Below are 20,905 nucleotides of genomic sequence, written 5' to 3' on the forward strand. Positions count from 1 at the left end.
GGGTTACATAGTGATAGGAAAAGGGCAGGTCGGCCTTGTGGTGGCAATTCAATTCTGTGGAGGGTTTTGTGTCTGGAAACAAAGATCTGCCGTTCGAGCCGATAATGGTTGGTGGCAGATCTCTGGCTGACCGATTGGCGCAGCGCACCCATCCGCTGGTCATTGAGACGGTTGATCTGGTGCACCGCGACGTCACCTTCTATCGTTTGCTCCCCGACGAGGCATTGCGGAACGACGTCACGACCATCGTCAGACGCAATCTGGAACTGTTCATCTCGATGCTGCGGACGGGTGCTGATCTGGCGCCCGAGACGCTCGCGGACATCAGTGAGTCCGCCCGGCAGCGAGCTCAGGAATTGGTTCCTCTCGGCGAGGTGTTGCGGGCATATCACCTGGGTGCGGGGCTTTGGTGGGAGACGATCTCCGAATGGGCGCTCGCACAGGACGGTGTGGCTCTCGCGCGCACCGGACGACTTTTGAACGCATATGCTGCGGCGTCGACGTCGGCGGTTCTTGCCGGCTACGGTTCCGACCACGCCACCCAGACGGACGAGGATTCTGCGCGAAGGTCATTGTTCGTAGCACTTTCGACGGGTGTGGATGTTGATCGGGTCTCCGACGCTGTGGGCATCAGGTTGGCGCGCCTGTACTGGGTGGTGGCCCTGCACGTCGAGCGCAACAACGACGAGTCCTCGACCGAGGTGGACACTGCCGTTGCCGAGCGGAGAAAGGTGCGCCACCTGCAACGAGAGCTGGATCAGGTGGGGCGGGACAAAGCCCTCGGGGTGCTCGGCAGCAGCGGCGGAGCCGTCTTGATTCCCATTGTGGAATCGGAACCCGCAGAGGGAAGCTGGGCATCGAGTCCGCAGTACCTCGCCCTGTGTCGCCGGTTGGGTGATCTCGAGAAGGTCATCGGTGCATCGACGGTTGCCGCCGTCGACGTCGCGGCACCAGCAGCAGTTCCCGCAGCGGTGAAGCAGGTGCGCGAGGTGCTGAACGTTGCCCGAAAGTACGGACGTACCAGTGGGGTCGTTCGTCTCGAGGATCTTGCAGTCGAGTATCAACTGACCCGGCCAAGCGCCGCGCTGCCGATCCTCGCAGATGTGTTGTCGCCGTTGGAGTCCGATCTTGCCGTGCTCGAGACGCTCGAATCTTTCATCGACTCCGGATTCGATCGAGCTGCCACCGCCCAGCAGTTGCACGTGCATCCGAATACTGTGGTGTACCGCCTGCGTAAAGCGAGTTCCCTGACAGGACTTGACCTGTCGGCGCCGAAAGATCTTGTGCAGGTCACGATGGCGCTGGGAGCGCGTCGCGCAATCGGGATGGAGGCGGATGCTTCCCAAACGTGATGCGTCTGTGGTTCTCTGTGAACGTGTCTGATTCTCGCGGTTTTCGCCGCGCTCTTTTGATTCCCCTGTTCGGTGCATTGATTGCCGGTTCAGTCGCGGCACCTGCCGGAGCTTCCCCGCCCTCTTGCGAGAACCCCGGTACGGCTGGGGAATTCACACAGCGTCCCGCAGCGGAACTGGGGTTCGATGCTGCAGCGCTGCAGCAAGCAGTCGACTTCGGCACAGCCAAAGCGTCGACGTCCATACGCGTGTTGCGGCATGGGTGTCTCGCGGCGTCCAACGTCGACGGCGTCGCAGATGCGATTCCGTTCCCGTTGGCTTCTTCGTCGAAAGGCGTAGTTGCTCTCGCCGTCGGCAGGGCGAACACACTCGGATTGTTGGGACTCGACGATCGAGTCGGTCAGTACATCGGGGGACTTGACCAGGAACACGCTGACATCACGGTGCGGCAGTTGCTGACCCAATCGTCCGGGCTCGACTTCTCGTGGGGTGCCGACATTGCGGGCTACTACACGGACGCGGTGCAACAGACGCTGCACCTTCCGTTCGTGGCCGAACCAGGAACCAAGTTCGCGTACGGACAGACCACTGTCACGGTGCTCACTCGGATCGTCCAGAATGCGGCGGGACGTGACTTTCAGGATTTCGTGCAACAAGAGTTGTTCGGCCGCTTGGGGATTCCGCGTGACCACTGGGTGTGGGTGCGTGATCGTTCCGGTGACACCATCGGAGCCGGTGGGTTGGCGATCCGGCCGGGAGACATGGCCAGACTGGGTCAGCTGATGGTGCAACGAGGCGCGTGGCGCGATCAGACGTTGATCGACTCCGCCTACATCGACGAGTTGTCCTCGCCCTCTCCGTCCAATGGTGGGTACGGCTTCTTGACCTGGGTGAACGCGGGCGAGAACTTCTATTCCGTGAATGCGCCGGTGAGCAAGTATGTTTCGCATCCGGTGTGGCAGAACGCGCCTCGGGATCTCTACGGTTTCGTCGGAATGCTCGGGCAGTTGATCGTCGTGGTACCCAGCCGTGATCTGGTCATCGTGCGGGACGGATTGTCGAGCTACTTCGACCCTGCAGACCCATCGGCGGGATTGACCGGTGAATCGAATCCCGATCTTCAGGAGTTCTTGCGGCTTGTCGTAGCTTCCATCATTGACGTTCCGCCGCCGCTGTACGTCGGGTCTCCCGCACACGGTTCGGGCGGTCCGCTGATCGACGATCCGTCACAGCTTGTCGGCTTCGCGAATCCCGAACTGATCTTCGACACCATGGCCGGAACGGGGCGAGCAGGAACACCTGGATGCAACATTGTGATCTGCAACAACGAATTGTTGCCGTTCAGTGTTGCCGACCTGCTCGGGGATGCTGCAGCTCAGATCGGAAATGCGGCGGGCGCGTCGTTTCGAGACGCTGGTAGATGACGGTTTCGAAGCCAAATCGTTGTGAAACCTTCATGTTTAGTCTGTGTGACGGTAAGTCAACAGTAAAAGTCACTTAAATCACACAATTAGGACAAAACGTTCGTTACCGTGTGCTGGACAACCGACAATTTTTGGGGGTTCGGCTTCATGGCAAATGTTCGTAGGTCTCTGACGAAGGGATTGATTGCTGCTTCGGTAATTGCCGCAGCCGGTGTGGGATTGTCGCCGGCGACAGCGAGCGCCGACATCACTCCGACGACGGTCGTCAACGGCATCCTGTCGACGGTGGGTGGGTGCCAGACGCCGGTGCGATCCCTCATCCTTGCGTGCACGAGTGCTGAGACGCTGACGCGTCAGTCGCCCGTGTTGCTGGACCTCAATCCGGTGGGCACCAACATCGTCGTTCTCGGTGCAGGACTCTTCGATGACGGCACGATGCGTCCGATGCTGGTCGACCGACTTCAGGCGGCACTGCAGCTAGCTCGTCAGTACCCGCAGTCTCCGATCATCACGAGCGGTGGGGCTCCAAAGGCCGGGGTGACGGAAGCCAGGGCGATGCGGGAGTGGCTCGTTGCCAACGGCGTTCACCCGGGCCGGATCACCGAAGAAGGCACGTCGTGGTCCACGGTGGAGAACGCGCTCAACTCTGCGCGGATTCTCGCCGATCGAGGCGCGACCGGCGTAGTTGTGGTCTCGAGCGCCAATCACGTGGAGCGCGCGATGGTGGACTTCCGGGTTGCAGTTCTGGGCCGGATCCCGGTCGCAGGTGTGATCGCGGCGACCTGACGTCAGCGATCGAGGGAGTTGGATTTCCGCCAGTTCAACGGTGAGGCGTCGAATCGTCGCCGGAAGGCGCGGCTGAACGCGGCATCGGATTCGTAGCCGACAGTTATTGCAATGGTTCCGACCGGCTCGGTGGTTTGCACGAGTAGTTCGGCGGCGCGGTCGAGTCGGCGCTCGGTGATGTAAGCACCGGGCGTCTGGCCGACCAGTCGCGAGAAGCGCTCTGCAAAAGACGATCTCGACAGCGTGGAGAGCGTGGCCAATTCGTCGATGGTCCAGTTGCGTGACGGGTCGTTGTGGACGGCCTCGAGAGCCTGCCCGATTCGTGGATCCATGGCTGCGGTCAGCCATCCGCCGTTCGATCCGTCTGCGCGTGCCCACGCTCTGAGGATCTGGACGAAGAGAAGGTCGAGAATCCGGGAAACCATCACGGAGGAACCAGGTTTCGGATCGTCCACCTCAGCACCTAACAATCGGCTGCTCACCTCGAGCCACTCGACCGGGGTCCCTGGCGTCGCACGCAGTTCGACGAAGTCCGGCAGAACCGAGAGCAGTCGCTGCGCTGCGACGTCGTCGAGTGTGAAAGTCCCGAACAGCCAACGAGTCTCGGTGCTCGGAACGATCGGAATCGCATTCTCGATCGTGTGGGCAAGTCCGTGAGGTAACAGCACGAGTTCCCCTGGGCTGAGTTCGATCGGGGCCTTGCCCTGCGTTCTGATCACGATGTCACCGTGCTCGGCAATGTGAAGTGCTCGCACCCCGGCGGGTACCTCCACGGTGAAGTTCTCGCCGTGGACGCAGCGATGAATCTGGTCACCGCGAAGGTGAACGACTTCGAGAACGTGCGAGAGAGTGTCCCGGGTTCGAGTCTCGTCGGTGGTGGGTACGTACCGCTGTGATGATGTCGTTGTCATGGATCGATCGCTCCGGTGGTCTCGCGCGTTCGGCGTTTCTGCACAAAAAATTGGCAATCTGGTCATGGTTATTGATCCAGGATCCCCTTAACGTGGGTAACAGGCAAGGCCCTGATTTCGAAGGCTTGCCGATCGTCGGAGTATTCGTCGCACTGCTTATCTGGAGGAGTTGGTCATGGCAGAGAAGGTAAACATCGTTCTGGTGCACGGAGCCTGGGGAGACGGTTCTCATTGGCGTCACGTCATACCCACCCTGCACAACGCCGGGCATCGAGTGGTTGCGGTTCAGAATCCACTCACTTCGCTCGCCGACGACGTGGACCGCACCAGGAAGTTGGCCGAATCGATGGACGGCCCTACCCTGCTGGTCGGACACTCGTACGGCGGCGCGGTGATCACCGGCGCGGGCCATGCGGAAAACGTTGTGGGACTGGTGTATATCGCTGCCTTCGCGCCGGACGAGGGTGACAGCTTGGGAAGTATCTTCGCCCGCACAGATCAGCCGGCGGGAGCGGCGAACATCGCGCCGGATGCCGAGGGCTTCTTGTGGATCGCCCCGGACAAGTTTCAGGAGAGCTTCAGTCAGGATCTCGACGACACCGAAGCATTGGTCATGGCATTGACGCAGAAACCCATTGCAGGTCAGTGCTTCTCAGACCCGTCAGGACCGCCGGCATGGCGCGGGAAGCCCAGTTGGTATCAGGTTTCAGGGCAGGATCGAATGATTCCGCCGGAGACCGAGCGATGGATGGCAGAGCGTATCGGTGCCCGCGAGATCGAGGAACTCGACGCAGGCCATGCATCGTTGGCGTCTCACCCACACGAGGTCACCCAGTTGATTCTGCGTGCTGCAGCCGAAGTGTCGTGACCCGGTAAGTTCGTCCGACTGTTCGAGTTGGCTCTAACCCACAACTGTTCTCGTGTCAGTCCTTGGCCTGAGCGAGCCGACGTAAGAGGGCGGTCAAAGTGGTGATGTCATCGGTGTCCCACTGCGCCAAACGAGCACGCCAGCGTTCGAGCTGCTGGGTGCGGTAAGTCGTGAGCTTCGTTCGGGCTTCGGGCGTCAAAGCGACCAACTTTGCGCGGGCATCGTCGGGATCGGGAATGCGTTCGACCAGACCAAGCCTGGCCGCTGCATCGATCTGCCGGGTCAGTGTCGACTTCTCGATGTTGAGTATCGAGATCAGGTCTGCCATCCGAACGGCGTCGGACCGGCTCAGGATCACGAGAACGTGGTACAGAGCGGGGTCGAGTTTGGGATGAATCGCGCGTGCGTCGTCGCGCGAGCGTGCCCGTCCCTTCTGCCACATGTCGGTAAGTTCCATCTCCAGGCCGGTGATCGGATCTGAAACCACAGGTTTTCCTCCCCTTGGTGCAATTTGTTCCGATGTTCATCAAACCAGAACGGGGAGGTGTGTGAATTCGGTGAACCGCCGCTGAGCGAAAGGTACGTTCGGCGCACTGAAGGCGCTGAACGTACCTTTCGCTCGGAAGGGGGTGGCGAGGAAGGGGGTGGCGAGGAAGGGGGTGGCGAGGACGGGGGTGGGTCAAGCCACCGCATACGCCCGTACACAGGTGTGCAGATCGCGGGTGAGATCGGCGGCGGTACTGGTCGGAGAACCGAATTTCACGACGGACCCGTCACTCCCGTGGAACAGCAGCGTCGGAAACGAAGTGGCGCCGAGCCTGCGTGCTCGCACGAAATCGGCGCGGGCGGCATCCTTCGAAGCGGCGGTGAACAGGGAAGACACCGCGACAGAGGGGTCTAGTCCGAGCGATTGCGCAATAGCTCGGTAGGTCTCGGGATCGGAGAGGCTGCGACCGTCTCGGTAGAACGCGATCTGCATGGCCTCCGCGATGTCGAGCGCGCGTGTCGGGTCCTGCGCGCGCAGCGCGGCGAGGCCGATCGCGGCATCCGTCGAATCCATGACGAACCGTCCGTCAGCCACCAGTTGTGAATATCCGTCACCGAAGACGGCTCCGGTCTGAGCTGCGATGGTGGCGTTGGCTGATTTGAGGTACGGAGCCGAAGACATGGGCGCGACGCGCTCGCCGGTGAACAGTCCGCCGCTGACTACGGACAAGTCGATGGAATCGGCATTTCGACGGACGAACTCCGTCAATGCAGGGCCGAAGCCGAAACACCATCCGCAATAGGCGTCGAAGACGTAGGTGAGTTGTGTCTTGCCTGCTGTTGTCGGGCCTGCTGATTTCACTGTGGATTCCTATCCGAGCGCGAACTGATTGATACTGTGACGGTATGTCGCATTCGGGTATTCGGTCACGGTGAAGATGAGTCCCGAACTAGTGAAAAACAGACAAGTACCCGTCCGGGACGTCGGGTACGCATCTTCGGTTGCTGATGCGACCGAGATCGAGGTTCTCAGCCTGGACACCATTCGCATCAACGGGGGTAGTGCCGAGTTCGTCGGCCCTCAACGTCCGCAGTTTCACCTACTCGCGCTGGTGACCGAGGGCTCGGCGCTACACACCATCGACTTCGTGAACTACGCGGTCAGCCCGGGGACTGTGTTCTGGGTCAGACCGGGGCAAGTGCAACAGTGGGGTCGAATCCAGGATTTCGAGGCGACGGTTGTTCTCTTCACACCCTCGTCGCTCGATGCCGTCAGCCAGCAACTGTTGGACGGGAACGCTCACAGTCGGCAGGCCGCGTGGCAGTTGTCCGGCGAGAACCTCGAGACCATCAGCGCGGGTATGAAACACCTGAATCTCAACTACGGCTGCCCGGATACTTCTGCGCCGGTGGTTCGCGCGGCGGTTCTGCGGCACACGCTGACCGCAATTCTGTTGAAGCTGACCCATCTCGGTGGGCAGGAACAGAGCTCGGTGCTGGCGCACAATGACGTATTCGAAAGGTTCCATTCCGTTGTCGAACGTGACTTCGCCACGGTCCGTTCGGTTTCGGAGTACGCCAACAAGATCGGGTACTCCGAGAAGACTGTATTGCGGGCTACCCGAGCCGCGGCCGGAATGACGGCAAAGCAGTACATCGATCAGCGCGTGGTGCTCGAAGCGAAACGTCTACTGTCGTTCGGTACGGACACGGTCACCCAGGTGGCGTCGAAGTTGGGGTTCGACGATTCTGCGAACTTCACGAAGTTCTTCGCCACCCGGGTGGGTGTTTCTCCGCTGACTTTCCGTCAGGACGTCAGAGCGCGCTGAATGCCGCCCATCGCGCGTCGGCACTGTCGAGGGTTCCGATGCTGCTCTGCCCCTTGCCATGTGCGATGCCGTCCAGGTCTTGGATGATCCAGTAGATCGCAAACGGATGGCTGCCGAACCAGAGATCGCCGCTGACGTCCAGGGCGTGTGCCGGATCGGGCGCCAGGTTGTCGAACAGCGGAGTGTTTCGCACGATGGATGCGTCGTACTGCTGGCCGGACAGCACGGCGACGGTCTGCGCCGCATGCTCGGGCAGAAGCTCCGGGGAGACGGGTGAAATCGTGCCGGTGTCTTGATTGTTGGTCGCGTTGACTTCTGAGACCGGCCTGGTGAAACCCGCCTCGGTGACCAATGTGGAGATGGGAGTGGTCGGTGGCACGGTGAACAGGTTTCCGCTGTAGCCGAGAAGTATTGCAAGGCTCTGGCCGGCCGCCGCGGTCTTGACGTCTTCGAGGCCGGATTCCAGCTTTTCGATCATCGCGGTTGCTTCGCTGTCTCGATCAAGCTGTTCCCCAGCCTGTTCCAGCACGTCACGCCACGGTGCGGAGTAAGGGAGAACCAAGGTCGGTGCCACGGCGTTGATCTGAGCGAACAGGCTCGGTAGTGGACCGGCATTGCTCATCAAGATCTCGTCGGGTTCGACCGACGCGATCTCCTCGACGGCGGGGTTGGCGAAGAAGGTCGGCTTGTCGAGAACTTCGACGCCCTGCTCGCGCAGAATCGTTTTTGCGACGTCCGATCGCAGGGTGCTGTAGACGACGGTGGGCTTCACACCGAGTGCGAGTGCACTCAGGCCCGCATACTCGTCGAGCGCGAGAATGCGCTGTGGTGATGCCGGAACTTCGACGGTGCCGAGTTCGTGTGTGACGGAGCGAGTTGCAGAAGCGGTGTCGGACTCGGCGGAGCTGCTGCACGCGCTTGCACCGGCGACGGTGAGGAGAAGCGCCGAGACGATGCCGAATGCGGTTCGGGTGGTGAACATCTGAGGTCAACGATCCATTCGTGGGAAGAAGAAGGACAGGAGGGTTCCGGCCAGTAGCAGGCCGGAGCAGACGAAGAGGGCTTGGGAGTATCCGGAAACCAGTGCTTCGGTCGGTGCGCTGTCCGAGCGCGCCGTCGAGGAAGCGGCGACGCTCACGAGAACGGCCAGTCCGAGTGAACCGCCGATCTGACGCGACGTGCTGAGAAGTCCGGATGCCATGCCGACTTCTTCGGGAGGAGCGTCGGCCGTGGCGACGTTGCTGAGCGGCATGAACGACAGACCGATGCCGATGCTCGCCAGAAGCGAAGGCACCAGGATGACGGCCCAGAAGGGGCTGTCGACGTTCATGGTCGAGAAGATGAAAGTTCCGATCGCTGCGACTGCTGTTCCGACTACGAGCAGCGGCCGAACTCCGTAGCGCGGAAGGAGTTTGGTTGACGCGAGGATGCCGATGACCAGGCCGAAGCAGAAGGGCAGGAAAGCCAGACCGGTGGTGGTCGGCGAATAGCCCAGCCCACGTTGCAGGAAGAGTGAGACGAAGAAGAATGCGCTGAACTGTGCCGCGCACACCAGGCACATGATGGCGTTGGCCAGCCCGATTCGGGGTCGAAGCAGGGTGGACAGTCGTACCAGTGGGGTGGCACAGCGACTTTCGACCACAACGAAGGCGGTCAGCAGGGCGATCGTGAGCGCGAATCCACCCAGCACGTAACCTGAAGTCCAGGAATGTGATTCGGTGGCGATGACGGTGCCGACCAGGGCGGTGATGCCCGTCGTCGCCAAGATGGCCCCGGGGAGATCGAGGGAGCCGCCTCTGGCGGCTTGGCCGGCCGGCAGTCCACGTGCGCCGGCAACTGCGGCGAGCAGGGCCACCGGTGCGCCGGCGAACATCACCCATCGCCAACTGAGCCCTTCGGTCAAGATGCCACTCAGTACGACACCGAGTGCGCCGCCGAGCGCTGATGACATTGCCCCGATGCCGAATGCCTTCGCCCTGGCGCGTCCGGTGGGAAAGGCTTGGCTGAGGGCGGCGAGCCCGGCCGGCGCGATCATCGCAGCGCCGACGCCTTGAAGCGCCCGAGCTCCGACAAGCATCTCGGCGGACGCGGAGAAGGTGCCGACGATGCTGACGAAGGCGAACAGCAGAAGCCCGGAAACCAGAACCCGACGAGTGCCCATTACGTCGCACAGACGGCCGCCGAGAAGCAGCAGTCCGCCGAAGGCGAGGGCGTACGCGTTGACGACCCAGGACAATCCGGCGTCGGAGAAGTTCAGTGATTTCTGGATGTCGGGCAGTGCGACGTTGATGACCGACATGTCGAAGGCCACCAGGAACTGTGCTGCCGCGGCGGCTGTGAGGACCAGAGCAGGCGCCGCTACCGCCCGGGTTGTTGTTGTCATTGCAGGTAACCAATTTGTATACGCGTTCTCATAAGTAGTTAGGTTTACCTTGCTGGGGGCTGAGATGCAAGGGGTTCCCCGGGCGAGAGCGTCGTAGCAGGGGCGCGCACAATCGACGGATGGCCGAAAAGATGGAACCGAGATCACCGCGGCTCGGACGTCCCCCGACGATCACGTCGGAGCAGATAGTCGACGAGGCGAAACGGCAACTTCAGTCCGGTGGCGCCGACGCATTGAGCATGCGAGCGTTGGCGAAGTCGCTCGGCACCACACCGATGGCGCTGTACCGGCACGTGGGCGACAAGGAACAGCTGATCAGTGCGGTTCTCGATGTGTACTCACAAGACCTCGGTTCCCTGGTCCTGCCACAGGATCAGGTCGCACGGCTTCGCACGATCTTCTCCGCGATCTTCGAAAAGCTGGCGTCGGAGCGCTGGATCATCGAGTTGCTTCAGCGCGGAGGGCGCGGCGGGAGCGGCGCTGTGGTCTTGGTAGACCGGGCCATGGCCGCGTGTGTCGAACTCGGTATGTCGCCGCGTCGCGCACTGTTGGTCTATCGAGCACTGTGGAACTACACGCTCGGTGCGCTGCTCAACATCTACGACACCACGACGCGGCCGGAAGGCAGTGTGTCACCTCTCGCGGTCAAGATCCGGGAAATCGGGCCCGAGACACTGCCGGTACTCAGTGAGGCGCTCGAGGACTGGCCTGCAGGGACGACGACTGAGAGTTACCTGGAAGGTCTCGACGTCTTGATCAGCGGGTACGTGAATTCCGGCTAGTCGGCGATTACAGCAGGCCGTGCCTCGGTGGGATTGTCCCGGACAGCGTCCAGCGCCCGATGTGTTGGACCTTCCACCGGGTCGGATCGTGGAGGGTGTGGGTGCGTGCGTCACGCCAGAATCGTGAGAGGTTAGCCGATTCGCCTGCGCTTCGGGTACCGCCGATTTCGAACAGCGTGCTCGTCGCCGCCAATGACGCCCTGGCACCGACCACCTTGGCAGTTGCGGCGTCGATGGACGCTCGGGCTGTGGAGTCCTCGGTGGGATCACGACGCGCCACGTCGATCGATCGCGCTGCCTCTGCCAAGAGTGATCGGGCAGCGCGAACCTCGATCGACGCTTCGCCTGCGAGCTGAACGAGCAGTGGATCCTCCACCGCCGTATCGACTTTCGCCTCGAAGAAGGGACGTGCTTTCGCGGCGAGTTCCACGGATTCGCGCAGTGCGGCCGACGCGATGCCGGTGTCGATCGCGGCGTGCAGTATCTGTGCCTGTGCCCCGTAGGTGGTCGGATGCGCGAACAGCGATGTGAAGGGTACGACGTTGAACCGCGGCACCGACACGGATTCCAGGGTCACGGTTCCGCTTGCAGTTGTCTTCTGCCCCATGCCGTCCCAGTCGTCGACGATCGACAGTCCGGGTGTATTCCGAGGTAGGTAGACCACGGATTTCACTTGCGCACCGGTCTCGGTGAACTGATCCGCATTGGCCGCCCGCACCACGATCCAGTCTGCGAAGAGCGCTCCCGTGCAATAGAACTTGCGACCTTCGAGCAGAAAGTCTTCGCCGTCGGGAGTGAGAGTGGTGCCGTCGATGTCGATGGTCTTGTTGCCGCGCTCGCTCTGGGCGTTGGCGAACTGCTTACCCGACAATGCCTCGGCGTAGAAGAACTGCTTCTGCTCGTTCGACCCCTGATACCGGAGCGCTTCCAAGAAGGTGAAGTGGCTGTGGGGAATCTGCGCGATGCTGGGATCACCTTCGGCGAGTAGACGGAAGACCTCGGCCAACGTCTCGGTGCTCGCGTCGATTCCACCGAACTCCCTCGGCACCGAAAGTCCGAGCAGGCCGGATTGCGCCAGCGCGCGGACCTCGTCGTGGGGAAGAAGGCGCTGCGCATCGCGGACGCCGGCACCTGCCGCGAACTCGGCGGACAGCTCCGACGCCACCGAGAGAGCCTCGTCTTCGCTGGTGATGCGGTGCGCGATCTCCTGAATGTCCACAGCAGTCATGCTGCCACCGTTTCACGGTCGCAGCACGCACCCAACACTTACAACCTGTGTGATCGCTACCCTGGAAATAGCCGGGAACTGCATGTTTGCTGGACATTATGTCTACTGAACGTATCGCCGACGAGATCAAGTTCGCCTACTGGGTGCCCAATGTCAGTGGTGGTCTGGTCACCTCCGACATCGAGCAGCGGACCAGCTGGGACTACGAGTACAACAAGAAGCTGGCGCAAACCGCCGAGAACAACGGCTTCGAGTACGCCCTGAGTCAGGTTCGCTACGAGGCGAGTTACGGGGCCGAGTTCCAGCACGAATCCACGAGCTTCAGCCTCGCGCTACTCCTGGCAACGGAGAAGCTCAAGGTGATCGCCGCGGTACACCCCGGACTCTGGCAGCCGGCAGTGTTGGCGAAACTGGGTGCTACCGCTGACCATCTGTCGAACGGTCGATTTGCCGTCAACGTCGTCAGCGGTTGGTTCAAGGACGAGTTCACTCACCTCGGTGAGCCATGGCTCGAGCACGACGAGCGCTATCGGCGTAGCGCCGAATTCCTTCAGGTTCTTCGCAAGATCTGGACCGAGGACGACGTCGATTTCCGCGGAGACTTCTACCGCATTCACGACTTCACGTTGAAGCCGAAGCCGCTCAACACTCCGGAGCGTCCCAATCCCGAACTGTTCCAGGGTGGTAACTCGGCGGCAGCCAGAGAGAACGCCGGCCGCTATTCGGATTGGTACTTCAGCAACGGCAAGGACTACGACGGAGTCACCGAACAGTTGGTCGACGTTCGCCGGGTTGCTCGCGAGAACGATCGGGAGGTGAAGTTCGGGCTCAACGGGTTCATCATCGCCCGCGACACCGAGGCCGAAGCAAAAGACACGCTGCGGGAAATCATTGCCAAGGCCAACCGCCCTGCGGTCGAGGGATTCAAGAATGCAGTTCAGCAGGCAGGCGCGTCGACCGCGTCCAAGGACGGCATGTGGGCGGATTCCAAGTTCGAGGACCTGGTTCAGTACAACGACGGCTTCCGCTCGCAACTGATCGGCACGCCGGAGCAGATCGCTCATCGGATCGTCGAATATCGTCGTCGCGGTGTCGATCTGATTCTCGGTGGGTTCCTCCACTTCCAGGAGGAGATCGAGTACTTCGGGGCCAAGGTGCTTCCGCTGGTTCGTGAACTCGAAGCAGCCGGCAGTGCCGAACAGGTGCTCGTCACTGCCGGCTGATCGGCTGACCTCTCAGGACTTTGCGTGGCGCTTCGCCAGCATCCAACGAGAGATCTTCATGTCTCGAGCTTTTCGCTCGATGGTCAGCAGGTCCAGTGGAGCGCTGAACTTCTGAACGGCAAGTGATTTCACGCTGCTGAACTCACGCAGACCGTCAGCTCCGTGGATGCGTCCGAATCCGGAATCGCCGACCCCGCCGAACGGCAGGGCGGCGATTCCGGCGAATCCGAGAACCGAATTGACCGTGACGACACCGCATTCGAGCTTCTCGGCAATCGCTCGGCCCTTCGACGAACTCTTGGTGAACACCGAGGCGCCCAAGCCGTACTTCGACGCGTTGGCGCGTTCGATTCCCTCGTCCATGTCGGCCACCTTGTTCACCACGACGCTCGGGCCGAAAGTTTCCTCGGTGATCGCAGTGGAATCCTCCGGAACATCCGTCAGGATGATCGGATCGATGAACGGACCGTTGAACGAATCAAGTCCGCCGAGTACAGCTTTCGCACCGCGTCCGAGAGCGTCTTCGATCTGACCCCGGACTATCGCAGTCTGCTTTCCCAGCGTCATCGGCCCGTAGGTCGAGCTGTCGGTGGCGCCGGCGTGGGCGTCCCGTAGTGCGGCCGTGAGTTTGGACAGGAAAGCGTCGTACACGGGCGCTACGACGTAGATTCGCTCGACGCCGGCGCAGGTCTGTCCGCCGTTGCCCACTGCCCCGAACGCGGCGAAGCTGACGGCTGCATCGAGGTTGGCGTCGGCGTCCACCAGCATGGCGTCCTTGCCGCCACATTCGGCGACCAGGGGAGTGAGGGTGTCCGCGCAGGCGGCCATCACACGCTTCGCGGTAGCGGTCGAACCGGTGAATGCGATCTTGTCGACACCGGACGAACACAGAAGTGCGCCGGTTTTGCCGTCACCGGTAATGGTCTGCAGGACAGGGTGTCCGGGTGCGGCGATGTTCCACAAGCGGGCCAACTCGACGCCGACGCCCGGTGAGAGTTCGCTCGGTTTGAATACGACGGCGTTACCGGCGGCCAGTGCGTAGCCGATCGACCCCATCGGAGTGTACAGCGGATAGTTCCAGGGACCGATAACGCCGACGACGCCCATCGGCCGGTATCCGACTGAGGCAGACTGGTTGGCGCTGATCAGTCCGGCGCCGACGCGTCTGCGGCGCAACACTTTCTGTGCGTTGCGTGCCGCCCAGTCGAGATGTTCGACGGCCAGCATGACTTCGAGTAGTGCGTCGTCGCCGGGTTTTCCCGTCTCGGCGGAAATGATCTCCGCCATCGATTCGGCGTGAGTTGCGATTGCGGCGCGGAAATTACCGAGCACCTTCCGGCGGCCTTGGAATCCGAGTTGATCCCACCACTTCGATGCGGCGCGAGCTGCGGCGACTGCCTTTTCGATCGCCTGCTGGTCGGCGATGGGGTGCTGCGCGACCACGGAGTCGTTGCGAGGGTCGAGGCTCGCGAAGGTGCGGTCGTCCGATTTCGGATCTGTAGACGTGCTCTGGCGGCCGAGCTGTTCTGTCATGTTCTTCAGATCCTCCACATGTCGGTGCATCACATATATGTGATGTGATTTACTGTGCTGGTAGTCACAGTATGCGTCGGACGGAGCTCCGACAAGCCTCCAGCCTCATCTCACTCGGGAGTTTTCGATGTACATGGATTTCACGCAGGAGCAGTCTGATTTCGCCAAGTCGGTAGCGGCGTTCTGCAAGAAGGAAAGTGGGACCCGTGAGCAGCGAGATCTGCTGACCGATCATGGCGCCCATAACCACAACCAGGCGTTCTACGAGAAGATGGCCGAATTGGGATGGCTCGGGCTGACCGTCCCGGAGGAGTACGGCGGATCGGCCGGAAGCACAGTTGACCTGTGCATCTTCCTGGAGGAAGCCGCCAAAGGGATGGCGCCGATCGGTGGACTCGGCCCGACCGTCATCACCGGGGCCGCGTACGAGAAGTTCGGAAGTCCCGAGCAGAAGGAGGCAGTGCTCGGCGGGATCGTCCGCGGCGCCTCCCAGTCGATCTCGATGTCCGAACCCGAAGCAGGCTCCGACGTGGGCAATCTGAGTTGCCGCGCCGAGAAGGTCGACGGCGGGTGGCTGATCAACGGCCAGAAGACGTGGTGTTCCAACGCGCACTTCGCCGAGAACATCCTCCTGGTGGCTCGTACGTCCAGAGGTGAAGGCAAGCATGAGGGCCTGACGATGTTCCACGTGCCGGCTGACATCTCCGGACTGAAGATCAGTGGAATCGACACCATGGGTGGCAAGGAGGTCAACGATCTGTACTTCACCGACACGTTGCTGCCCGAGGGCGCGGTGGTCGGGGAAGTCGGCAACGGCTGGCGTCAACTCATGGCCGGACTCAACATCGAACGCCTCATCCTCGCGGCGATGATGCTCGGGACCGCACAGCGCGCTTTCGACGACACCCTCGAATTCGTCACCACGCGTAAGCAGTTCGGCCGTCCGGTCGGATCGTTCCAGGCGCTTCGCCACCGGATCGCGGATCTCGCCACCGAGATCGAATGCGGCCGTCTGCTGGTCTACAGCGTGGCCCGGATGGTCGACGCAAACCCGACCAAGATGTTCCCGCGGGAAGCGTCGATGGCCAAGCTCAAGCTGACCGAGACCGCCAAGAAGGTCGCGCTCGAGGGGATGCAGATGATGGGTGGGTACGGTTACGCGACTGAGTTCGACATGGAGCATCATGTGCGAAAGACTCTTGTGTCCTCCATTTATGGTGGTACCAACGAGATTCAGCGAGACATCATCGGCAAAACGTACGGACTGTGAGGATCGGTTGTGGCAACGTCTGCACGCACTCGGAGAGCGACATCTGAGCTGAGGAGACGGCCACAGTTGTCGGAGGACGTGGCCAACCACGTTCGCAACCTGATCATGTCCGGCTCGGTTCGTCCGGGCGAGTTCGTCAGGCTGGACGAAACCGCAGCCGACCTCGGGGTCAGCGTCACGCCTGTGCGAGAAGCCCTCGTCGCATTACGCGGCGAGGGGATGGTCGAGTTGGTTCCGCATCGCGGCTATCTCGTTTCACCCCTCAGCCGCCAGGACATCGAAGACATCTTCTGGTTGCAGGGGCAGATCGCGGTCAAGCTGGCCTTGCGGGCGATGGACAGCATCACCGCTGATCAACTGGTGGAACTCACGGAGCTCAATGCCGATTTGCGAGCGGCGGTCGACGCCTCGGATGCAGCTGCGATCGAGCAGTGCGAATTCGAGTTCCATCGCCTGATCAATCGCGCTGCAGGCGGAGCGAAACTGGCGTGGTTCCTGTTCGGCGCGATTCGGTACACCCCTGCTCGTCTCTACGCGACCGATCCCGGATGGGGTGAGCTTGCGGTATCGAGTCACGACAGCCTGATCGAAGCGTTCGAAAAAGGTGACCGTGAGCAGGTCGACGCGCAGATGGGTCTGCAGTTCTCCGACGGCGCTGCCCGACTGCTGGCGCACCTCGACAACATCGGTATCTGGGACTGAATCAGGAGCTCACGACGGAGCAGGAACTCAAGACGGAGGTAGGGCGGGAGCGAGCAGGATCGCCGCACACTCGGCGACCAGTTCTTCTTCCGTCACGTCGATGTACCCGTCGAGCCATGCACTGAGGGTCTGCGCCAGTCCGCCGACCAGGAACGTTGCCGTCAGGGTCAGATGACCGCTGTCGTTCAATCGGTAGAAGGTCTTGGCGTTGGCAGCCAGGAGACCGACGAATATCGTCGTCGACGTTTGGCGTTTCTCGGCCAGGACAGGGCTCGTCAGGGCGCTGGAGAACAGAAGACGTCCGCGGCGGGGATCGTTCGCGATAGTGCGGACGATGTTCGCGATCCCGGCGAGCGCCTTGCCGCGTTCGGTCTCGGCGGCGTCCACCGCAGCCTGGGTTGAAACGGCGATATCCGTGATGACTGTGTCGTAGACGGCCGACATCAATGCATCACGATCGGGGAAGCTCTCGTAGAAGTACCTCGCCGCGACACCGGCCTGCTTGCACACTCCTCGGACGGTCAGTTCGGGATCGGTCGACCCCATGAGTTCCACGCCGGCCTCGATCAGCGTCTCCCGTCGTTGGGCTACGCGCAGCGCGCCGTCGACGCCACCGTACGAACGCGGTTGGTCATTCATGAAGACCATCTTGGCATCTCGGTGTTGATTGAAATCTCGGCGTTGCTTGACATCTCGGCATTTCAGCGTTTCACTCATCTGAGAACGTGCGTTCGCAGATGCGACTTCGAAGGGGTTCTGCCATGACGGTGAGTAGGGATTCGATCGACGGGCGCGGGAAAACGTCGACAAGTGTTGACGCCAAAGCGATCGACATCGACGCGGAAGTCGAAAAGGCGATGTCCGGACTCGGGTTGTTGGCCGCCGGCGCGAACGTCATCATGCAGTTGGCGCGTCCGGCGGTGGGGTACGGCGTGTACGAGAGCAAGGTCGAGACGGGTCGGTTGGACCGACACCCGGTCAAGCGAACCCGGACGACGCTGACGTATCTCGCGGTTGCGAGCCTGGCGACGGACGAAGAAAAGAAGCTGTACCGACGCGCAGTCAACGGCTCGCACAAGCACGTTCGCTCCGACGAGAACAGCGCAGTCGAGTACAACGCGTTCGATCCCCAACTGCAATTGTGGGTGGCCGCCTGCCTGTATCGAGGCTTCGAGGACGTGTACAAAATTCTGTACGGCGATCTCGATCCGGTGACCCAGGACGCGTTCTATCAGCGCAGCGCGACCTTCGGTACGACTCTTCAAATGCGCCGCGACATGTGGCCGGCGGACCGGGATGCGTTCGAGGTCTACTGGAACGAGAACCTCGGCAAGGTGGCCATCGACGAGACGATTCGTGAGCATCTGTACGGGATCGCGTCGGCGACATTCACGCCGAAGTTGTTGCATCCCGTGGTCGGCCCGTTCAATCGATTTGTCACCACCGGGTTCCTTCCCCAGGTCTTTCGTGACGAGATGCGGCTCCCGTGGTCAGTGCGTCGGCAGCGTAATTTCGACCGATCCATGCGCGTCGCCGCGCTGGTCAATCGGTTCAGTCCGAAGATTCTGCGGATGTTCCCCTACAACTTCTATCTTTGGGATCTGCGTCGGCGCATCGCCAAGGGAATTCCGTTGGTCTGAACAAACTCTCGGACCTGAAGTGATTGACACCACAGGTAAATTGGACACATACTCAAGATAGTTGAAGTTGACGTCAAGTTTCATCATTCCTGTGGAGGCTGTCAGTGGCGAACATCGAAGGCGTATGTGACCAGCGATTCTCTGGTTTGAAGGAGGCACTGGCACGCAATCTCGATACCGGCGAGGATGTCGGGGCAGCGATAGCACTGACGATCGACGGCGAATCCGTCGTCGACATGTGGGGCGGTTGGGTCGACGTCGAGCACACTGCTCCTTGGGGCCGCGACACCGTCACCAACGTCTGGTCCTGCAGCAAGACCGTGACCGCATTGGCCGCGCTCATGCTCGTCGACCGCGGCTTGCTGGATCTCGATGCCCCGGTCGCGCAGTACTGGCCCGAGTTCGCCGCAGCAGGCAAGGATCGTATTCAGGTGCGGCAACTGCTCTCGCACACCTCGGGTGTGTCGGGGTGGGATCAACCCTTCACCTTGGAGAACATCTGCGACGACGAGTACGCCACCGCCCGGTTGGCGACCCAGGCCCCCTGGTGGGAGCCGGGTACGGCATCCGGATATCACGCCCTCAACTACGGTCACCTGATCGGTGAGGTCGTCAGGCGCATCGACGGACGAACCCTCGGCCGCTTCATCGACGAGGAAATTGCCGGTCCGCTCGATGCTGATTTCCGCCTGGGTTTGCCGAAGTCCGAGTACGGGCGAGTCTCGAATGTCATTGCACCACCGCCGTTGCCGATCGACATCGCGGCACTCGGGATGGACAGCATCATGGTGAAGACCTTCACCGCACCGCCGGCCGACGCTACAGGTTCGTGGACCGACGGGTGGCGCGCCGCCGAGATCGGCGCGGCCAACGGTCATTCGAATGCGAGGGCGCTCGCACGCATCCAGTCGGTGATCGCGTGCGGTGGCAAGGTCGGTGACGTCCGTCTGCTGTCGGAGGAGACCATCGACAAGATCTTCGAGGAGCAGTCGTACGGGGTCGACCTCGTCCTCGGTGTGCCGGTTCGCTTCGGCGTCGGATTCGGCTTGCCGACACCCGAGTCCGTCCCGTTCATTCCGGAGGGGCGAATTTGTTTCTGGGGTGGTTGGGGAGGCTCGCAGATCATCATCGACACCGACAAGCGCATGACGTTTTCGTACGTGATGAACAAGATGGGGCCGGGTCTGCTCGGTTCGGAGCGATCGGCGCAGTACGTATCGGCCGCCTACGACGCGCTGACCTGATCGGCCATTCCCGAATCCGGCAGAACGGTTTGTTTGTCCATCGCTGACTATGCTGCCGGATATGCCAGTGTGCTCCGGGGGGAAATCAGCATGTCCGCTACGTCGAAGTGTGCCCGAAAGTTCCAGACCTGCGCCGGTTGAACTGTGATGAACGGTCTCGTCGAAGTTGTCATGCGCTGGTGGCGGTTGCCGGACCAGTTTCACAGTTTCAGTCGCTACCTCGAGGACCGTGGGTTCTTGACTTCCTGCCGGGCACTGGTCGGCGGAACCGCGTTCTGGATGGGCTTGGTATTGCTGTCGGCACGCTTCAGCGGCGTCGGTCCGCAAGGTACGTTCTGGCGAGCAGTAAATCTGGCTGTCATTGCGATGTGCGTCGGTGCGGCCCTGATCTGGTGGTTGTTTCCGCCGACGCCGTTGTGGTCGTACACCTTTGTCGTGGGGTCCGACGTGGCGATTGCGGCAGCATCGGCAACCGACTCGGAACCGCTGGGGCGGCTCATCGCGTGTGTCGTTTTTGCGTCGATCGGTGGCTACATTGCGTTCTTCCACAATCCGAAACTCCAAGTCGGTCACTTGATCTTCGCCTCGATCGTCACGGTGCTTTCCGGATGGACCCTGCTGTTCGGCCCAACAGCCGACGTCGGGTTGGGACTGGCGAAGATCTCGGTTGTGCTGGCCACGATCATCGTGATTCCCGTTGTGTCACAAATTGTTCTGGCGGTCCTGGGTTCGGACGCGACCACTTCCGACATCGACCCGTTGACAGGACTGCTCAACCGTCGCGGACTGGCGCGTCGGGTGAACGACTTGATGGGCGCCCCGGTCACCGAAGCGGACGCACTGCTCGTAGTGGTGATCGACCTCGACCGCTTCAAGACGATCAACGACGTTCACGGCCATGACGTAGGAGACAGCACAATCATGCGAACTGCACTGCGCATCCGTTTGTGGACAACCCAGTCCGCCTTGACAGCTCGTATGGGCGGTGACGAGTTCGTCGTGGTGGAGCGGGTACCGGTCAGCGTGATTTCCAGGCTGGAAGGACAGATTCGCTCCGCGATGGACGGGGCGGCCGATGATCCGCCGACGAGCGCGAGCATCGGAATGGCGGTCCGCACCGCGCCACGGAATTCGGACGAGTCGGTCGACGAAGCCTTTGCCGAACTGTTCCGCGTTGCAGATTCGGCAATGTACGAAGCGAAGCGGGAAGGTGGCAACCAGGTTCGCGCGAGCCTGGTCTGACG

Annotated in this window: 20 protein-coding genes; 12 read left to right on the forward strand and 8 right to left on the reverse strand. The window is 61.5% G+C overall.

Going from position 1 to position 20,905, the window contains the following annotated elements:
- Positions 1-68: 68 nt before the first annotated feature.
- The 3 genes from ACWF6P_RS05240 to ACWF6P_RS05250 all read left to right on the forward strand — a co-directional run bounded on the left by ACWF6P_RS05240 (position 69) and on the right by ACWF6P_RS05250 (position 3,562).
- Positions 69-1,352 (forward strand): PucR family transcriptional regulator, encoded by a 1,284-nt coding sequence (locus ACWF6P_RS05240; protein ID WP_452620254.1) that lies wholly within the window; start codon positions 69-71, stop codon positions 1,350-1,352.
- A 23-nt stretch (positions 1,353-1,375) separates the two neighbouring features.
- On the forward strand, positions 1,376-2,776 hold the full coding sequence (locus ACWF6P_RS05245; RefSeq protein WP_452620255.1) for a serine hydrolase domain-containing protein: 1,401 nt from the start codon (positions 1,376-1,378) through the stop codon (positions 2,774-2,776).
- Positions 2,777-2,923: 147 nt separating this feature from the next.
- Positions 2,924-3,562 carry a YdcF family protein gene (locus ACWF6P_RS05250; protein WP_378530823.1) on the forward strand — a complete coding sequence of 213 codons (639 nt, stop codon included), beginning with the start codon at positions 2,924-2,926 and terminating at the stop codon, positions 3,560-3,562.
- Between the two features lie 2 nt (positions 3,563-3,564).
- On the opposite strand, the gene ACWF6P_RS05255 is transcribed toward ACWF6P_RS05250, so the two are convergent.
- Positions 3,565-4,473 carry an AraC family transcriptional regulator gene (locus ACWF6P_RS05255; RefSeq protein ID WP_452620256.1) on the reverse strand — a complete coding sequence of 303 codons (909 nt, stop codon included), beginning with the start codon at positions 4,471-4,473 and terminating at the stop codon, positions 3,565-3,567.
- Positions 4,474-4,648: 175 nt separating this feature from the next.
- Between ACWF6P_RS05255 and ACWF6P_RS05260 the strand changes: the two genes are divergently transcribed.
- Positions 4,649-5,341 carry an alpha/beta hydrolase gene (locus ACWF6P_RS05260; protein WP_378530827.1) on the forward strand — a complete coding sequence of 231 codons (693 nt, stop codon included), beginning with the start codon at positions 4,649-4,651 and terminating at the stop codon, positions 5,339-5,341.
- A 55-nt stretch (positions 5,342-5,396) separates the two neighbouring features.
- Here the strand turns inward: ACWF6P_RS05260 and ACWF6P_RS05265 are convergent, their stop codons facing one another.
- Together ACWF6P_RS05265 and ACWF6P_RS05270 are read right to left on the reverse strand one after the other, a co-directional pair.
- A complete protein-coding gene (locus ACWF6P_RS05265) occupies positions 5,397-5,828 on the reverse strand; it encodes a MarR family winged helix-turn-helix transcriptional regulator (RefSeq protein WP_378541948.1) in 432 nt (143 codons plus the stop codon).
- 192 nt (positions 5,829-6,020) lie between these two features.
- Entirely contained in the window at positions 6,021-6,689 is a 669-nt protein-coding gene (locus ACWF6P_RS05270; protein WP_452620257.1) for a DsbA family protein, read from the reverse strand.
- A 91-nt stretch (positions 6,690-6,780) separates the two neighbouring features.
- Between ACWF6P_RS05270 and ACWF6P_RS05275 the strand changes: the two genes are divergently transcribed.
- Positions 6,781-7,656: a helix-turn-helix domain-containing protein gene (locus ACWF6P_RS05275; protein ID WP_452620258.1), complete on the forward strand. Its 876-nt coding sequence runs from the start codon at positions 6,781-6,783 to the stop codon at positions 7,654-7,656.
- Here the strand turns inward: ACWF6P_RS05275 and ACWF6P_RS05280 are convergent.
- The gene (locus ACWF6P_RS05280; protein WP_452620259.1) at positions 7,643-8,638 is read right to left on the reverse strand and encodes an ABC transporter substrate-binding protein; all 996 of its coding nucleotides are present in this window, start codon (positions 8,636-8,638) and stop codon (positions 7,643-7,645) included. The genes ACWF6P_RS05275 and ACWF6P_RS05280 overlap by 14 nt on opposite strands.
- 6 nt (positions 8,639-8,644) lie before the next feature.
- The gene (locus tag ACWF6P_RS05285) at positions 8,645-10,039 is read right to left on the reverse strand and encodes an MFS transporter (RefSeq protein ID WP_452620260.1); all 1,395 of its coding nucleotides are present in this window, start codon (positions 10,037-10,039) and stop codon (positions 8,645-8,647) included.
- Between the two features lie 119 nt (positions 10,040-10,158).
- Between ACWF6P_RS05285 and ACWF6P_RS05290 the strand changes: the two genes are divergently transcribed.
- Entirely contained in the window at positions 10,159-10,821 is a 663-nt protein-coding gene (locus tag ACWF6P_RS05290; RefSeq protein WP_452620261.1) for a TetR/AcrR family transcriptional regulator, read from the forward strand.
- Positions 10,822-10,828: 7 nt separating this feature from the next.
- Here ACWF6P_RS05290 and ACWF6P_RS05295 read toward each other — a convergent pair whose 3' ends face one another.
- Positions 10,829-12,049 carry an SfnB family sulfur acquisition oxidoreductase gene (locus ACWF6P_RS05295; protein ID WP_452620262.1) on the reverse strand — a complete coding sequence of 407 codons (1,221 nt, stop codon included), beginning with the start codon at positions 12,047-12,049 and terminating at the stop codon, positions 10,829-10,831.
- 98 nt (positions 12,050-12,147) lie between these two features.
- Here ACWF6P_RS05295 and sfnG point away from each other — a divergent pair, with 98 nt between their 5' ends.
- Positions 12,148-13,272 carry a dimethylsulfone monooxygenase SfnG gene (sfnG, locus tag ACWF6P_RS05300; RefSeq protein ID WP_452620263.1) on the forward strand — a complete coding sequence of 375 codons (1,125 nt, stop codon included), beginning with the start codon at positions 12,148-12,150 and terminating at the stop codon, positions 13,270-13,272.
- 12 nt (positions 13,273-13,284) lie between these two features.
- On the opposite strand, the gene ACWF6P_RS05305 is transcribed toward sfnG, so the two are convergent.
- Positions 13,285-14,805, reverse strand: coding sequence for an aldehyde dehydrogenase family protein (locus tag ACWF6P_RS05305; protein WP_452620264.1), 1,521 nt, complete (start codon positions 14,803-14,805; stop codon positions 13,285-13,287).
- A gap of 127 nt (positions 14,806-14,932) precedes the next feature.
- Here ACWF6P_RS05305 and ACWF6P_RS05310 point away from each other — a divergent pair, with 127 nt between their 5' ends.
- On the forward strand, positions 14,933-16,075 hold the full coding sequence (locus ACWF6P_RS05310) for an acyl-CoA dehydrogenase family protein (RefSeq protein WP_452620265.1): 1,143 nt from the start codon (positions 14,933-14,935) through the stop codon (positions 16,073-16,075).
- A gap of 9 nt (positions 16,076-16,084) precedes the next feature.
- Complete coding sequence (locus ACWF6P_RS05315) at positions 16,085-16,777, forward strand: GntR family transcriptional regulator (protein ID WP_378447447.1); 693 nt, start codon at positions 16,085-16,087, stop codon at positions 16,775-16,777.
- A gap of 27 nt (positions 16,778-16,804) precedes the next feature.
- Here the strand turns inward: ACWF6P_RS05315 and ACWF6P_RS05320 are convergent, their stop codons facing one another.
- Positions 16,805-17,494 (reverse strand): TetR/AcrR family transcriptional regulator, encoded by a 690-nt coding sequence (locus tag ACWF6P_RS05320; RefSeq protein WP_452620266.1) that lies wholly within the window; start codon positions 17,492-17,494, stop codon positions 16,805-16,807.
- Between the two features lie 44 nt (positions 17,495-17,538).
- On the opposite strand from ACWF6P_RS05320, the gene ACWF6P_RS05325 reads away from it, so the two are divergent.
- From ACWF6P_RS05325 to ACWF6P_RS05335, 3 genes are all read left to right on the forward strand, one after another.
- Positions 17,539-18,417: an oxygenase MpaB family protein gene (locus tag ACWF6P_RS05325; RefSeq protein ID WP_452620267.1), complete on the forward strand. Its 879-nt coding sequence runs from the start codon at positions 17,539-17,541 to the stop codon at positions 18,415-18,417.
- Positions 18,418-18,521: 104 nt separating this feature from the next.
- Complete coding sequence (locus tag ACWF6P_RS05330; protein WP_378530847.1) at positions 18,522-19,661, forward strand: serine hydrolase domain-containing protein; 1,140 nt, start codon at positions 18,522-18,524, stop codon at positions 19,659-19,661.
- 147 nt (positions 19,662-19,808) lie between these two features.
- Positions 19,809-20,903 (forward strand): GGDEF domain-containing protein, encoded by a 1,095-nt coding sequence (locus ACWF6P_RS05335; RefSeq protein ID WP_452620268.1) that lies wholly within the window; start codon positions 19,809-19,811, stop codon positions 20,901-20,903.
- Positions 20,904-20,905: the final 2 nt, after the last annotated feature.

It is taken from the genome of Rhodococcus sp. NPDC055024 (genome assembly GCF_053608585.1).